The 14823-nt window shown below is 72.5% G+C and carries 11 protein-coding genes; 8 read left to right on the top strand and 3 right to left on the bottom strand.

The window, feature by feature from the left end:
* The first annotated feature begins 19 nt into the window (after window positions 1–19).
* The 7 genes from HHX41_RS32295 (at window position 20) to HHX41_RS32265 (ending at window position 9911) form a co-directional block, all read left to right on the top strand.
* Window positions 20–2140, top strand: a complete 2121-nt coding sequence (locus HHX41_RS32295) for a molybdopterin oxidoreductase family protein (protein WP_182908966.1) — start codon at window positions 20–22, stop codon at window positions 2138–2140.
* The gene (locus tag HHX41_RS32290) at window positions 2137–3594 is read left to right on the top strand and encodes an FAD-dependent oxidoreductase (protein ID WP_182908965.1); all 1458 of its coding nucleotides are present in this window, start codon (window positions 2137–2139) and stop codon (window positions 3592–3594) included. Before HHX41_RS32295 ends, HHX41_RS32290 begins: the two co-directional genes overlap by 4 nt.
* Window positions 3595–3687: 93 nt before the next feature.
* Complete coding sequence (locus tag HHX41_RS32285; RefSeq protein WP_182908964.1) at window positions 3688–5181, top strand: MFS transporter; 1494 nt, start codon at window positions 3688–3690, stop codon at window positions 5179–5181.
* A gap of 298 nt (window positions 5182–5479) precedes the next feature.
* A complete protein-coding gene (locus HHX41_RS32280) occupies window positions 5480–6706 on the top strand; it encodes an ATP-grasp domain-containing protein (protein ID WP_182908963.1) in 1227 nt (408 codons plus the stop codon).
* The gene (locus tag HHX41_RS32275; RefSeq protein WP_169981586.1) at window positions 6703–7980 is read left to right on the top strand and encodes an MFS transporter; all 1278 of its coding nucleotides are present in this window, start codon (window positions 6703–6705) and stop codon (window positions 7978–7980) included. Before HHX41_RS32280 ends, HHX41_RS32275 begins: the two co-directional genes overlap by 4 nt.
* Before the next feature lie 14 nt (window positions 7981–7994).
* Window positions 7995–8810 (top strand): cupin domain-containing protein, encoded by an 816-nt coding sequence (locus HHX41_RS39900; RefSeq protein ID WP_220504612.1) that lies wholly within the window; start codon window positions 7995–7997, stop codon window positions 8808–8810.
* Window positions 8811–8966: 156 nt separating this feature from the next.
* Window positions 8967–9911 carry an aldo/keto reductase gene (locus tag HHX41_RS32265; protein ID WP_182908962.1) on the top strand — a complete coding sequence of 315 codons (945 nt, stop codon included), beginning with the start codon at window positions 8967–8969 and terminating at the stop codon, window positions 9909–9911.
* A 20-nt stretch (window positions 9912–9931) separates the two neighbouring features.
* On the opposite strand, the gene HHX41_RS32260 is transcribed toward HHX41_RS32265, so the two are convergent.
* The 3 genes from HHX41_RS32260 to HHX41_RS32250 are packed head-to-tail and all read right to left on the bottom strand — an operon-like array spanning window position 9932 to window position 12656.
* Complete coding sequence (locus HHX41_RS32260; protein ID WP_182908961.1) at window positions 9932–10624, bottom strand: response regulator transcription factor; 693 nt, start codon at window positions 10622–10624, stop codon at window positions 9932–9934.
* Window positions 10625–10640: 16 nt separating this feature from the next.
* Window positions 10641–11732, bottom strand: coding sequence for a sensor histidine kinase (locus HHX41_RS32255; RefSeq protein ID WP_169981589.1), 1092 nt, complete (start codon window positions 11730–11732; stop codon window positions 10641–10643).
* 42 nt (window positions 11733–11774) lie between these two features.
* Window positions 11775–12656, bottom strand: coding sequence for a UbiA family prenyltransferase (locus HHX41_RS32250; RefSeq protein WP_169981590.1), 882 nt, complete (start codon window positions 12654–12656; stop codon window positions 11775–11777).
* 363 nt (window positions 12657–13019) lie between these two features.
* Here HHX41_RS32250 and leuA point away from each other — a divergent pair, with 363 nt between their 5' ends.
* The gene (leuA, locus tag HHX41_RS32245; protein WP_169981591.1) at window positions 13020–14750 is read left to right on the top strand and encodes a 2-isopropylmalate synthase; all 1731 of its coding nucleotides are present in this window, start codon (window positions 13020–13022) and stop codon (window positions 14748–14750) included.
* The last annotated feature ends 73 nt before the right edge of the window (window positions 14751–14823 follow it).

Below are 14823 nucleotides of genomic sequence, written 5' to 3'. Positions count from 1 at the left end.
CGGTCGAGGAGGTGGAGCGATGCGCGCGGCGACGAGCACGCGCCCGGCGGACGCCGCTGTCGGTGCCGTCGACACTCACTGCCCGTACTGCGCGTTGCAGTGCGGCATGACCCTCAGCCCGGCGGGCCGCGCCTCGGTCCGGGTGCGGCCCCGCGACCCGTCCGAGGGCGGCCTGTGCCAGAAGGGCTGGACCGCCGCGGCCCTGCTCGGCTCGCCGGCCCGGCTCACCACGCCGCTCGTCCGGGACGGCGGGACGCTGCGCCCGGCGAGCTGGGACGAGGCCCTCGGCCTGGTCGCCCGCAGGATCAAGGAGATCGTCGCGGCACGAGGGCCGGACGCCGTGGCGGTCTTCGGCGGCGGCGGGCTCACCAACGAGAAGGCTTATCTGCTCGGCAAGTTCGCCCGGGTGGCGCTCGGCACCTCCCAGGTGGACTACAACGGCAGGTTCTGCATGTCGTCGGCGGCGGCCGCGGCGCACCGCGCCTTCGGCCTCGACCGGGGGCTGCCGTTCCCCCTGGCCGACCTGGACGGCGCGGACGCGGTGCTGCTCGCCGGGGCCAACCCGGCCGAGACCATGCCGCCGTTCATGTCGCACCTGCGCCGTGCCGTGGACGCCGGCGGACTGATCGTGGTCGATCCCCGGCGCACCCCCACGGCCGAGCGCGCCGCGCTGCACCTCGCGCCGGCCCCCGGCACCGACCTCGCGCTGGCGCTCGGCATCCTGCACGCCGCCGTGGCCGACGGGCACCTCGACCACGCGTACGTCGCCGGCCGTACGACGGGATTCGAGGAGGCCTGGCGGGTGGCCGCCGGCTGGTGGCCCGAGCGGGTGGAGCGGGTGACCGGCGTCGCCGCCGCCGACCAGCGCAGGGCCGCCGCGATCCTGGCCGGGGCCGCGAGCGCGTACGTGCTGACCGCGCGCGGCGCGGAGCAGCACGCCACGGGTGTGGACACGGTCGGGGCCTGGATCAACCTGGCGCTCGCGCTGGGCCTGCCCGGCCGCCGGGGCTCGGGCTGGGGCTGCCTGACCGGCCAGGGCAACGGGCAGGGCGGGCGCGAGCAGGGGCAGAAGGCCGACCAGCTCCCCGGCTACCGGCGGATCGACGACCCGGCGGCCCGCGCGCACGTGGCGCGGGTGTGGGGGATCGAGCCCTCCGCGCTGCCCGGCCCGGGACGGTCGGCGTTCGAGCTGCTCGACGCGCTCGGCACGCCGGACGGCCCGTCCGCGCTGCTGGTCTTCGGCAGCAACCCGGTGGTCTCGGCGCCGCACGCGGGCCGGGTGGCCGACCGGCTGGCCGCGCTCGACCTCCTCGTGGTCGCCGACCTCGTGCTGTCGGAGACCGCCAGGGCCGCCGACGTGGTGCTGCCGATCACGCAGTGGGCCGAGGAGGACGGCACGATGACCAACATCGAAGGGCGCGTGCTGCTGCGCCGCCGCGCGCTCGCCCCGCCGCCCGGGGTGCGCACCGACCTGGAGGTCCTGCACGACCTCGCCGTACGGCTCGGGCAGCCGGCGGAGCGCTTCCCCGCCGACCCCGAGACGGTGTTCACCGAGCTGCGGGCGGCCTCGGAGGACGGCCCGGCCGACTACTCGGGCGTGACGTGGGACCGGCTGCGGGCCGGGGAGCGGCTGCAGTGGCCGATACCCCGCCGGCCCGGACACCGGGGGACGCCGCGGCTGTTCCTGGACCGGTTCGCCCACCCCGACGGGCGGGCCAGGTTCGTCCCCGTGGACCACAGAGGGCCGGCCGAGCCGCCGGACGAGGAGTTCCCCCTCTACGCCATCACCGGGCGGGTGCTCCAGCACTACCAGTCGGGCGCGCAGACCCGGCGTGTGGAGGAGCTCCGCGCGGCCGTGCCCGAGGCGTACGTCGAGGTGCACCCGGACACCGCGCGGCGGGCCGGGCTGCGGGACGGCGCGGCGGCGGCGGTCGTCGGCAGGCGCGGGCGGACCCTCGCGACGGTGCGCTGCGTGCCGTCGATGCGGCCCGACGTGATCTTCCTGCCGTTCCACTTTCCGGGCGCCCAGCGCGCCAACCTCGTGACCAATCCGGCGCTCGATCCCGTCAGCCGGATGCCCGAATTCAAGGTCTGCGCCGTACGGCTGTCGCCGGCGGCGGAACGGGAGGCCGCGCGATGACCGGTGTCACCAGGGTCGTGATCGCCGGCTACGGCATGGCCGGCGCCCGGCTGGCGGAGGAGATCCGCCGCCGGGACCCGGCGGGGGAGCGCGTCGCGATCGTCGCGATCGGGGACGAGCCGCACCCGCCGTACAACCGGGTCCTGCTGTCGAACGTGCTGGCGGGCGCGATGTCCGCCGAGTCGGTGCGGCTGCAGGAGGAGGGCTGGGGCGCCGGGCACGGCGTCGAGGTGCGGCGGGGCCGGACGGTCGTGTCGATCGACCGCGCCGGGCGCGGCGTCGCGCTCGACGACGGCACACGGGTCGGCTACGACGTGCTCGTGCTGGCCACTGGCGCCCGCGCGTGGGTGCCGCCGGTGGAGGGCCTGATCGGCGACGACGGGGGTCCGGCCCCCGGCGTGGCGACGTTCCGCACGCTGGACGACTGCGCCGCGATCACGGCCGGCGCGCGGGGCGGCGTGCGGGTGGCCGTGCTCGGCGGCGGCCTGCTCGGCCTGGAGGCGGCCAGGGGCCTGGCGGCGCGCGGCAACGCGGTCACCGTCGTCCACCACACCGGCCACCTCATGGAGCGCCAGCTCGACCACGGCGCGGGCCAGGTGCTCGCCCGGGTCCTGGGCGGCCTCGGCGTGCGGGTGCTGCTGAACTCGCGGGCGGCCCGCTACCTGCCGGGCGACGGGCTCAAGCTGGACGACGGCCGGCTGGTTCCCGCCGACCTCCTCGTCGTGGCGGCCGGGGTGCGCCCGCAGACCGCGCAGGCGTCCGCCGCCGGGCTCGCCGTCGACGGCGGCGTGCTGGTCGACGACGACCTGCGCACGAGCGACCCGCTGATCCACGCGATCGGCGACTGCGCGCGGCACCCCGGCACGGTGCCCGGCCTGGTGCAGCCCGCGTGGGAGCAGGCCGCCGCGCTGGCCGCGCTGCTCACCGGCACGCGGTCGCCGTACCGCGGCACGAAGGTGGTCACCCGGCTCAAGGCGAGCGGGGTTGACCTGGCCGCGCTGGGCGACGTGCACGCCGCGCCGGACGACCCGCGCGCCGAGGTGCTGTGGCTGAGCGAGCCGGCCCGGGGCCGCTACGCCAAGCTCGTCGTCCGCGACGAGCGGGTGGCGGGGGCCATCGCGATAGGCGTGCCCGACGCCGCCGCCGCGATCACGCAGTTCTACGACCGCGGCCTGCCCGTGCCGCCCGACCGGCTCGCGCTGCTGCTCGGCCGGGCCATGCCGTACGGCGAGGGCGCCGCCTCCGGCGACGGGAACGTGGCGGCGCTGCCGGGGACGAGCGTGGTGTGCCGCTGCAACACGGTCAGCAAGGACGCCCTGGCCGCCGCGTGGCGGTCGGGGGCCCGTGACGTGACCGCCCTCGCCTCCGCCACCCGGGCGACCACGGGGTGCGGCACCTGCGCCGACGCGGTGTGCGGCATCGCCCGCTGGCTCGCCGAGTCCGAGAACGCCTGACCCGGGAAACGCCCGACTCCAGAACGCATGACTCCCGAGAACGCCTGACCTGCGAGAACGCATGACTCCCGAGAACCTGACGAGGAGACGCACATGAGCGCGCGAACCAGGGCCGCCCGGCGCGGCCGCGGCTGGATCGAGCACTGGAACCCGGAGGACGAGGAGTTCTGGGAGACCACCGGACGCCGGGTGGCCCGGCGCAACCTGATCCTGTCGGTCTTCACCGAGCACCTGGGCTTCGCGATCTGGGTGCTGTGGTCCGTGGTGGTGCTGAGCCTGCCCGCCGCGGGGCTGCCGATGAGCGTGTCGGAGTCGTTCTGGCTCGTCTCCGCGCCCAACCTGGTGGGCGCGGCGATCCGGATCCCGTACACGTTCGCGGTGCCGCGCTTCGGCGGCCGGGTGTGGACGACGATCTCGGCGGTGCTGCTGCTGATCCCGTCCTCGCTGCTGGCGTTCGTCGTGCCGAGCGGCTGGCTGGCCGCGCAGGACCACGACACGAGGTTCTGGATCCTGCTCGCCTGCGCCGCCGTGGCCGGCGTCGGCGGCGGCAACTTCTCCTCCTCGATGGCGAACATCTCGTTCTTCTATCCCGAGCGGCGCAAGGGCTTCGCGCTCGGCCTCAACGCGGCGGGCGGCAACCTCGGCGTCGCGGTCGTCCAGCTCCTGGTGCCGCTGGTGGTCGTCGCCGGGGTGCCCGTGGCGGCGTCGGGAACGCGGGTCCACCTCGCGTACGCCGGGCTGATCTGGATGCCGTTCATCGTGGTGGCCGCGGTCTGCGCCTGGCTGTTCATGGACGGCCTCGCCGAGGCCAAGGCCGACCCCCGGTCGTATGCCGCGGCGCTGCGGCACGGGCAGACCTGGATCGTGTCGCTGCTCTACGTCGGCACGTTCGGCTCGTTCATCGGGTTCTCCTTCGCGCTGCCGCTGGTGATCAGGACGACGTTCCCGGAGTTCCTCGCCCAGCATCCGTTCGTGCGCGACTACCTCGCCGGGCTCGGCTTCGTCGGGGCGCTGGCCGGGTCGGTCGCCCGGCCGCTCGGGGGCCGGCTGTCCGACCGGTACGGCGGGGCCCGTGTCACGCTGGCCGTCTTCGCCGGGATGGTGGCGGCGACGGTCGCGGCGGCGGGCGGGGTGATCCGCCACGACTTCGGCCTGTTCTTCTGCGCCTACCTGGTCGTCTTCGCCTGCTCCGGGGTGGGCAACGGCTCGACGTACCGGATGATCCCGGTGATCTTCGGCGAGCTGGGGCGCAGGGAGGCGGCCGCACGCGGTCTCGACCCGGCGCTGACCGCGCCGGACTACAAGCGCAAAGCCGCGGCGGTGATCGGCATCGCCGGGGCGATAGGCGCGTTCGGCGGGTTCCTGATCCAGCAGGTGTTCCGCCTGGCGAGCACCGACGCGGCGAGCGCGATGAAGGGCGCGACCGGCGCCGCCGCGGCCCGCGTCGCCCAGGAGCACGCGGGATGGTCGCTGCCCGCGCTGTGGATCTTCGTCGGCTCCTACGTGCTGCTCGCCGGGCTCACGTGGTGGACCTACCTGCGGCGCGGGCCGAGCCGCGCGCCGAGCTTCGCCTACGCGCGAGTGTGAATTTTCGTCGCACTCCGGCGTAACCAAAGTTGTAGGCCGTGTGCCCCTTCCGTCATCCGGCCTGGTCATTAGGGTGCGCGGCCGTTGTGGCGGCCATACGTGCGTGCCAACGTGCTGGTCAGAGGGCCCGCGAAACAGGCCCGTACGGGGATTCGGAGGATTTCGATGGCACGTCGCATCCGCGTGAGCAAGCCGACCAGGAAGCCCCAGTCGAACTCGCCCGATCTCCGCACGCCGTCCGGCCGCGAGCTGCCCTACTGACCCCGGCCGCTGCCACAGAAAGAGGGGAGGATCCCGGATGAGCGACCTCGTCATGGTCATGCCCTACCGGGCGTTCGTCACCAAGGCCCGTGAGGAGGGGCACCGGATCTGCGCTGTCTGGGATCCCACCCTGCAGACGCCGGACTACCTGGCCGGCATCGCCGACCTCGCCGACGCCCTCGTGCTGACCGACTTCGCCGATCCCGTCGCGTTCGACCGGTCCGTACGGCAGGCCGTGCGCGACTTCGGCGCCGACCTCGTCTACCACATCGGGGCCGAGGAGAGCATGCTCGCCACCTACCGCATCGCGGAGGACCTGGGCAAGGCGGTCAACCCGGCCAGGTCGGTCGAACTGCTCAACGACAAGCTCCAGCTGCGCCGGCTGCTCGCCGAGCACGGCCTGTCCCCGGTACGGTTCGCCCACGCGGCGCGCTGGCAGGACGTGCCCAGCCTGCTCGGCGGCTTCGAGCTGCCGGTGGTCGTCAAGCCGACCGAGCTGGCCGGCAGCCGGGGCGTGTACCTGCTGCGCGAGCCCGGCCAGGTCGCCGAATGGGGCGCGCTGCTCGACTCCTACGGCTACCGCGGGCCGGTCCTGGTGGAGGAGTATCTGCGCGGCCCCGAATACAGCGTGGAGTCGCTCAGCGACCACGGCCGCCACCAGATCGTGGGAGTCACCCGCAAGGTGCTCGGCCCGCCGCCGCTGTTCGTCGAGGCCGGGCACGTTCATCCCGCGCAGGCGGGGCCCGACACGGCGGCGATGGCCGAGCTGACGGCCGAGATGCTGCGGCTGACCGGATACCGGACCGGCCCGGCCCACACCGAGATCATCTGGACCGCCGCGGGCCCCCGGATCGTCGAGTCGCAGGCGCGGCTCGGCGGCGACCAGATCCCGCGCCTGGTGCAGCTCGCCACCGGGCTCGACATCGAGCGGGCCGTCTTCCGGATCCTCGACGGCAGGTCGCCGGGCACGGTGGAGCGCCGGGCGGTCGCCCACATCTCCTACTTCAGCCTGACCCCCGGCGAGGTTCGCGCCGTCGCGGGCGTGGAGGAGGCCAGGGCGCTCGACTTCGTGGACATGCTGGAGTTCCCCTTCCGGCCGGGCGACCGGATCCCGGAGACGGTCGACTGGCGCACCCGGCACGGCTTCGTCGTGGTGACCGGGGAGACCGAGGAGCAGGCCGTCGCGCGGGCGCGGCACGTCCACTCGCTCGTCCGCGCCGAGGTGGCCGAGCCCGTCGCGGCCGGGGCGGGCGTGGCGCCGTGAACCTGTCCGCGCTCCATCCCAATCTGCGGATCCGCATCGCGGTCGGGTTCCTGCAGCGCCTGCTCGACTCGATGGTCATGTCGTTCATGGCCATCTACCTCGCCTTCGAGTACGGCGTGGCGGTCGCGGGCGTGCTGGTCGTGACCGTCATGGTGCTCGGCGTCGTGGGCACGCTCGCGGGCGGGCACATGTCCGACGCCCGCGGGCGGCGGCGCACGCTCCTGCTCGGCGAAATCGGCGTCTGCCTGACGTTCGCGCTCATGGCGGTCGCCGACGCGCCCGCCTGGCACAGCCCGGCGCTCGTCTACTGCGGCTACCTCGTCAACAAGTTCGCCGCGAGCTTCGCGATGCCCGCCAACGACGCGATGATCCTCGACGTCACGACCCCCGAGAGCCGCAAGCTCGTCTACACGATCAACTACTGGTCGATCAACCTCGCGCTGGCCTTCGGCGCGCTGCTCGGCGGTTTCCTCTACAACGGCCACTTCACGCTGCTGCTCGCCCTGGCCGCCGGGGGCACGGTCGTGATCGCCGCGGCCACGTACTTCCTGATCGCGGAGACCAAGCCGGAGCAGACCGGGCCGGAGGAGACCGGCGCGGCGGCCCAGCCGCGCGGCTCGATCCTGCGGGACTTCGCCTCCGGCTACCGGCTGGTGCTCCAGGACCGCGCCTTCGGCCGGTTGCTGGTGGCCGCCACGCTGTTCATGTCCATCGAGCTGCAACTGATCAACTACATCGGCGTACGGCTGGCCAGGGACCTGCCGGAGCAGAATTTGCTGGCGATCGGGTCCTGGGCGGTCCGGGTGGACGGCGTGGAGATGCTCGGCATCCTCCGCGCGGAGAACACCGTGCTCGTCGTGGCGCTCGCGCTCGTCGCGCACCTGGTGCTGCGCCGGGTGCCCGACCGCGTCCGGATGTACGCCGGGGCCGGGCTGTTCACCGCCGGATACATGGTGCTGGCCGTCAGCGACACCGGCTGGGTCCTGCTCGTGGCCGCGCTGGTGCTCACCGTGGGCGAGCTCATGGACGTGCCGGTCAGGCAGGCGCTGCTCGCCGACATGGTCCCGGCCGCGTCGCGCACCCGCTACATGGCGGTCTACAACCTCAACATCCGGGTGGCCCTGGTCGTCGCGTCGCTGTGCATCACGGTCGGCTCGGTGCTCCCGCCGTGGGGCATGGCCGCGCTGTACGGCGTCTTCGGCCTGGTGATCATCTGGCAGTACCGCGCGATCCTCACCCCCTCCGCCGCCCGCGCCGAACTCGCGCGGGTGTGACCCGGGAGAGCCCGATGAACCTGACCAGACAAGAGACCGGCACCAGGCATGAGACCGGCACCAGGCATGAGACCGGCACGAGGCACGAGGCCGGTGCGGTGCTGCGGGCGGCGGAGCTGGAGTATCGGCGCCACGGCGACTGCTTCGTCAGCCCGGTGACCGGCCCGCACGTCGGCGCGCGGCACGCCGCCGTCGAGGCGGTCCGCATCCCCGCGGGCCGCCAGTGGTCACCGCCCGGCGCGGCGGCGGCCGAGCAGATCGCGGTCGTGCTGGCCGGCGCGGGCGTCGGCACCGTCGGCTACGAGATCAGCCGGATGCGCGCCGCCTCGGCGCTGTACTCGCCCGCCGGCAGTACGTACTCCCTGTCGGCCGGCGACCGGGAGATGACCGTCTACGTCTGGAGCGCCGTGCCGTCCGAGGGCGGCCCGGCAGGCAGCGTCCGGCCCGGCACCGGCCCGGCCCGGTTCCGCTCGCTGTGGAACGGCGAGACCTGGCTGACCCCGCCTGCCGCGAACGTCCTGTTCCGGCCGGGGGCCGGCCGTGCGGGGCTCTGCCTGCGCTGCGGCATCATGCAGCCGGGGGAGACGCTCGGCGTGCGCCCGCACGAGGAGAACGAGGCGGTGTACTTCGTCTTCGAGGGTGAGGGGCAGTTCTACCTGCACGACCGGTGGGTGGACCTGGGGCCCGGCGACGGCGTCTTCGCGCCGCCGGGCGTCCGGCACGGCGCCCGCAACCCCCACTCGGGCCACCTCGCCAGCCGCTTCGTCGTGTTCGGCGGTTCCGTGGCCGGAATTCCGCCATATCTGGCCGATGATTTGCCGGATTTGTAGCACGAACGGTCGTAGCAGTGGGGAAAAATAGGGGTGGAAAATCCGCCTCGTGCAATCCGAGAGGTATCGGGTGCATCCTCGCGTTTCTCATACCTCCATTACTTCCAGCGGTGTCCACGTGAATGACGAAGCGATATCGAAGCCCTTCAAGCGGTCATGGCCACGCCGGTCGCGGGCGGCGTCATGCGGCGCGTGAGCCTGGGCGGGCAGGGACTCGTCGCCACGAGCCTCGGGCTCGGCTGCACCGCGCTGACCGGCGCCTACGGCGCTGCCGACCCCGACGAGGCGATGCGGGTCGTCCGGCGCGCGCTCGACGGCGGCGTGTCGCTGATCGACCTGACCGACGGCGGCGGCGAGGCCGAGCGCCTGGTGGGCAAGGCCGTCGCCCACCGGCGTGACGAGGCCCTGATCGCGGCCGGCCCCGGTGTGGGACCGGGCGGCTGCGTCTCGCGCCCCGAGGACCTCGGCAGGGCCTGCGACGCCTCGCTGTCCCGCCTGGGCGTCGAGCGGGTCGACCTGTTCGTGGTGGACCCCGGCGCCGGGGACGCGCAGATCGAGGAGACGATGGGGGCCGCCGGCCGTCTCCAGGACGCCGGGAAGATCGCGCACATCGGCGTCCGCGGGCTGGACGGAAAGCGGTTGCGGCGCGCGCACGCGGCGCGGCCCGTCGCCGCGGTCGCGGTGGAGTACTCCCTGTGGCGGCGCCGGGCGGAGCGTGAGCTGCTGCCGGTGGCGCGCGAGCTGGGGATGGGCGTCATCGCCGGCAGGCCGCTCGGCAGGGGCTTCCTGACCGGCAGGATCACCTCGCCGGTCCAGCTCGCCGCGGGAGACGTGCGCCGCCGCGACCCGCGCTTCTCACCGGAGAGCCTGGAGACCGAGCTTCTGCGGCTGCGCGAAGCCCAGCGGGTGGCGGCCGATATGGACATCGGTATGGGCCGGCTGGCCATCGCCTGGCTGCTGGCACAGGGCGACGACATCGTGCCGGTGCCGAGCACGCGCGACCTGGTCCATCTGGAGATGAACCTCACCGCGACCGGCATCCTGCTGCCCGAGCCGGTCAAGGCCCGCCTCGCCGGGACGTTTCCCCTGCATGACGACTGAGGATTTCCGGCGCCCGCGGGTCAGGGGACCGACCGCTGCCCCCGCAGGCCGGGGTTGGGGCGGGGCCGGGGCGCGGGCTGGTCGCGGCGCGGCGTGATGAGCGAGGCGGCCACTGCCTTGTTGACCGCGTCGATCCGGGAGACGGCGCCGAGCTTGGTGAAGATGTTGTGCAGGTGCCGCTTGATCGTCGCCTCGGTGAGCGTGAGCCGGGTGGCGATCTGGTAGTTGCTCAGCGCCTGGGCGGCCAGCTCGAGGATCTCCCGCTCTCTGTCGGTCAGCACCACCTTCGACCCGCCCCCCTGCACCTGGGCGAACGAGTCCCGCGAGACGGCGAGCACGAGCCGGTCGGGCTCGGCCCTGACGCTCCTGACGGCCGAGATCAGCTCCTGGCGGTGCACGCTCTTGAGCAGATAGCCGCGGATGCCCGCCGCCAGCAGGCGGCTGAGCAGTTGGGGGCCGTCGTACATGCTGAGGATGATGATCTGCGACTCGGGCGAGATCTGACGCATGCGGGCCACGGTCTGGGTGGCGTCGTCGCCGGGGATCTCGACGTCCAGGAGGACCACGTCGGGCCGCTCCCGCTCGACCAGGGCCACGGCCCCGTCGGAGTCGCCCGCCTCGCCGACGACCTCGAAGTCATCCTGGGCCTCCAGGATCTCGCGCAGGCCCTCACGGAACAGCGCGTGGTCGTCGATGACGGCGATAGTGATCATGTTGTCCCCGATCGGGTCATGCGGTGAGCCCTGAGAAGGGCACGTACAGTTCGACGTGCGTGCCGTGACCCGGCCTGCTCGTGATGGTGGTCGTCCCGCCGATGATCGCGGCGCGTTCCTGCATCGACAGCAGGCCCACGCCGTCCGACCGGCCGCCTCCTCCTTCCGTGAAGCCCAGGCCGTCGTCGTCCACGGACGCGCGCAGCTCGTGCGGGGCGAAGTCGACCCGGATCAGCACCTTGCTGGGGTTGCCGTGGCTGAGCGCGTTCCTGGCCGCCTCACGCAGGATGAGGAAGGACTCGTCGCGGACGGTCGGAGAGGCCCACGTCTCGTCCCCGCTGACCCGCAGCCGGATGTCCACCTCGTCCATGTCCACGGTCTCGAGGTAGTACAGCAGAGCCTTCTCCAGGCTGTTCAGCGGCTCCTGCGGGTGCAGCTCGCTGGTGACCGCGCGCAGGTTCTGCATCGTCTCCAGGATGGCCTGCTGGGCGGTCTCCACCTTGGCGGTCGCCGTCGCGGGCTTGTTCGCCCGGTGCAGGTCGTACAGCTCAAGTTGCCGGTGGGCGACGCTGAGGCCGTGCCCGAGCCGGTCGTGCAGTTCGCGGGCGATCCGGCGGCGCTCCTCGACCTGGGCCTCGTGGACCTTGTCCAGCAGGAAACTCGAGTAGCTGGCCGAGGACTCCCTGATCCGTGTCGTGATGCTGCGCTCCAGCCCCAGCACGACCAGCGTGAGCAGCCGCATCGACTCGGCGTCCCCGGGCATGCGCTCCAGCAGGCAGGTCACGACCGCCTGGAACCACACCGACGCCGCGCGGAGCGACTCGTCCGGGTGGACCCCGCTCGCCGCCCTGGTCGCCCCCACCTCCCAGGCGATGATCTTGTGGGAGTCGCCCACCCTGATGCTGCCGGACCGCAGCGTCTCCGCGACGTCGTCGAGGATCTGCTCGGCGTTCGCCAGCGCCTGCCGCAGGGCGGTCGGGTCGCGGCTGATCGGGCTGTCCAGTGCCGCCAGGTTCCGTGCGTACGCTTCCAGAATCTCGGAGCGATGCGCTTCGAGGAAAGCCTCGAAGTCCGGGACCTGCGGTCCCAGCTCTCCATCTCCCGCCAATGGACCCTCCGAGAGGAAGCGGACGAGTGCCTCCATCCTGGACTAAGCCGCACGCCCAGACAATAAGAATTGTGACACCAGCGGGAGAAGAACAGCCAAATGCACAGCGTATTGCGTCGTCATGAACGCCCGGTAGGGCAGGCGGCGGCGCACCCGGGACCCCCGGGAAAGCGGAGTAAGGGTGACGACGGCGAGCAGCGTGGCGCCGGCGAGCATCGCGGCCGGCGCCATGCCGAGCGGCACCCGCAATAGCAGCGCGACCGCGCAGAAAGCGATCGCGACGGAGGCGGCGACGGCCGACAGCAGCAGCCTGACCGGCCATTCTCCGTGGCTCACCGCGAACGAGGCGCGCCCGGCGGAGCGGTCGCCCGCGATGTCGGGCAGGTCCTTCGCCGGCGTGCCGACCAGGCCCATCCACAGCGAGGCCGCGAGGGCGAACGCGGGCAGCGCGATCGCCTCGCGCCCGGTGGGGCCGGTCCCGCAGGAGGTGTAACCCGCGCAGTAGGAGAGCAGGCCGGCCACGCCGCCGACCACGACGGTGGCGCTCGACCACCTCTTCAGCGGGAAGGGCGGCGCCGAGTAGAGGTAACCCAGCACGAGCACCGCCGTGACCAGCCAGACCATCGCTCCGCCGAGCAGCAGCGCGCCGAGCAGGGCGGCCGCGGCGGCGGTCCAGGCGACGATCAGGGCCAGGCCGGCGTCGAGGTCGCCTCGGGCGATGGGCCGGTGTGAGCCGTTCACGCGGTCCTCCCGCATGTCCGTCACCCCGTTGAAGAGGTAGACGAAGAAGATCGCGCACTGCCACACCAGGGCCCCCGCCACCAGGCGGAACGGGTCGGCGGGGGCGAGGCCGGCGTCCAGGGCCGCTCCCGCGGCGAACCGCAGGAAGAAGATGGCGAGAACGGACGGGCGCGCCTCGGTCACGCACATTCCGAGGATTCGGAAAGGCGAAATCGAAATAGCCGGGAATACCGCTCTATTGATCGACATGATCCGGAGTATGTGTCCGATTCAGGGGGTCGTTAAGGGGGTCGCCCGGGAGGTTGTACCGGATCTACAACTTTCGATACCCCTACCGATCGTCCGGGTGATCCCGGCCGCACTCTAGTTGCTTGTCTCTTGCCCCTTGACCAGCGCGCTTGTAGCTTCGGCGACGTACCGGTCAGCGAATCACCAGGAATTTCGGCGGCCTTCCGGAAGGGAGTCGGCGCGATTCGCGGACAGCTTCTCGGAAAACGGTCGGTCGCGAATTCGGTGACATGGTCGCCGATGAGAAAGGAATTCCTCATGAGCAGCTCTCCTTCCCGTTACTCGGCCTTCACCCCCGTCCGCCTGGCGGACCGGCGCTGGCCGGACCGGACGATCGAGGCCGCACCGCGATGGCTGTCCACCGACCTGCGCGACGGCAACCAGTCACTGGTCAACCCGATGAGCCCGGAGCGCAAGCTCGCGATGTTCGACCTGCTCGTACGGATGGGCTACAAGGAGATCGAGGTCGGGTTCCCGGTGGCGAGCCAGGACGACCACGACTTCGTGCGCATGCTCATCGAGGAGGACCGGATCCCCGACGACGTGCGGATCTCGGTTCTCGTGCAGGCCCGGGACGAGCTGATCCGGCGGACCGTGGAGAGCCTGGCCGGCGCGCCCCGGGCCAACATCCACCTCTACAACGCGACCGCCCCGCTCTTCCGCCGGGTCGTCTTCGGCATGACCCGCGACGAGTGCCGGGACCTCGCCGTCGAGGGCACCCGGCTGATGATGAAGTACGCCGAGGCGACCCTGGGCGACTGCGACCTCGGGTTCCAGTATTCGCCCGAGCTGTTCAACGAGACCGAGCCCGAGTTCGCGCTCGAGGTCTGCGAGGCGGTCATGGACGTGTGGCAGCCGGAGGAGGGCCGGGAGATCATCCTCAACTTCCCGACCACGGTGGAGCGGTCGCTCCCGCACGTCTTCGCCGACCAGATCGAGTGGCTCGACCGCAACCTGTCCCACCGGGAGCACGTCTGCCTGTCGATCCACCCGCACAACGACCGCGGCACCGGCGTGGCCGCCTCCGAGCTGGCGCTGCTGGCCGGCGCCCAGCGGATCGAGGGCTGCCTGTTCGGCAACGGCGAGCGGGCCGGCAACGTCTGCCTGGTCACGCTCGGCCTGAACATGTACACCCAGGGCGTCGACCCCGGCATCGACTTCTCCGACATCACCGAGATCCGCCGCACCGTCGAGTACTGCAACGAGATGCAGGTCAGCCCCCGCCACCCGTACGGCGGCGACCTCGTCTACACCGCCTTCTCCGGCTCCCACCAGGACGCCATCAAGAAGGGTTTCGACGCCCTGGCCGTGGAGGCCGCCGAGGCGGACGTCAGCGTGGACGACCTGCCGTGGCGCATGCCGTACCTGCCGCTCGACCCCAAGGACGTCGGCCGCACGTACGAGGCGGTGGTGCGCATCAACAGCCAGTCGGGCAAGGGCGGCGTGGCCTACATCCTGAGCGCCTGGCACGGGCTGAACCTGCCCAAGGCCCTGCAGGCGGAGTTCGCCCGCGTCGTGCAGGCCCACGCGGACGGCTCCGGCGGGGAGATCACCCCGGCGGTCGTCCGCGGCCTGTTCGACGAGGAGTACCTGTCGCGGACCGAGATCACCGTCCCCCTCGGGCTCGGCGGCCGGCCGCTGCAGACCACGTTGTACGTCGACGGCGCCCGCTTCGACGTCGCGGGTTCGCAGGCCGACGCCATCCGCACCCTCGGCGCCCGTCTGGCGGTCTGGAACGTGGACGTGCAGATGGTCCACCGCACCGGCGTCGAGGCCGCCGGCGGCGCGGGGGACCGGGAGGTGGCGGTCTACGCCGAGTGCGTGATCGACGGGCGGCAGGTCTGGGGCGTGGGCCTCGACCGCGACGTGGTCGCCGCGTCGTTCGCGGCCGTCCGCTCGGCGCTGGCCCGCTCGGGCGAAACGAACGCGGACGGAGCGCAGGAGCGGGCCGGCGACGCCGTTTCCCCGCGAATGTCGCTGGTCGGCTGAACGTCACTCAACTCACGATCTTTACCGAAAGTCACGGCAATTGTGAATCCGGCCGCTCGGCCGCGTATCGAAC

Origin of the sequence: Microbispora sp. H13382 (assembly GCF_014161445.1) — a bacterium.
Classification (GTDB): Bacteria; Actinomycetota; Actinomycetes; order Streptosporangiales; family Streptosporangiaceae; genus Microbispora.
Note: the sequence above shows the minus strand (reverse complement) of the source record. Positions and strands in the feature narration are given on the sequence as shown.

Coding starts and splice junctions, on each gene's coding strand:
- HHX41_RS32295 (WP_182908966.1), top strand. CDS start 20: ATGCGCGCGGCGACGAGCACGCGCCCGGCGGACGCCGCTGTCGGTGCC.
- HHX41_RS32290 (WP_182908965.1), top strand. CDS start 2,137: ATGACCGGTGTCACCAGGGTCGTGATCGCCGGCTACGGCATGGCCGGC.
- HHX41_RS32285 (WP_182908964.1), top strand. CDS start 3,688: ATGAGCGCGCGAACCAGGGCCGCCCGGCGCGGCCGCGGCTGGATCGAG.
- HHX41_RS32280 (WP_182908963.1), top strand. CDS start 5,480: ATGAGCGACCTCGTCATGGTCATGCCCTACCGGGCGTTCGTCACCAAG.
- HHX41_RS39900 (WP_220504612.1), top strand. CDS start 7,995: ATGAACCTGACCAGACAAGAGACCGGCACCAGGCATGAGACCGGCACC.
- HHX41_RS32265 (WP_182908962.1), top strand. CDS start 8,967: ATGGCCACGCCGGTCGCGGGCGGCGTCATGCGGCGCGTGAGCCTGGGC.
- HHX41_RS32260 (WP_182908961.1), bottom strand. CDS start 10,624: ATGATCACTATCGCCGTCATCGACGACCACGCGCTGTTCCGTGAGGGC.
- leuA (WP_169981591.1), top strand. CDS start 13,020: ATGAGCAGCTCTCCTTCCCGTTACTCGGCCTTCACCCCCGTCCGCCTG.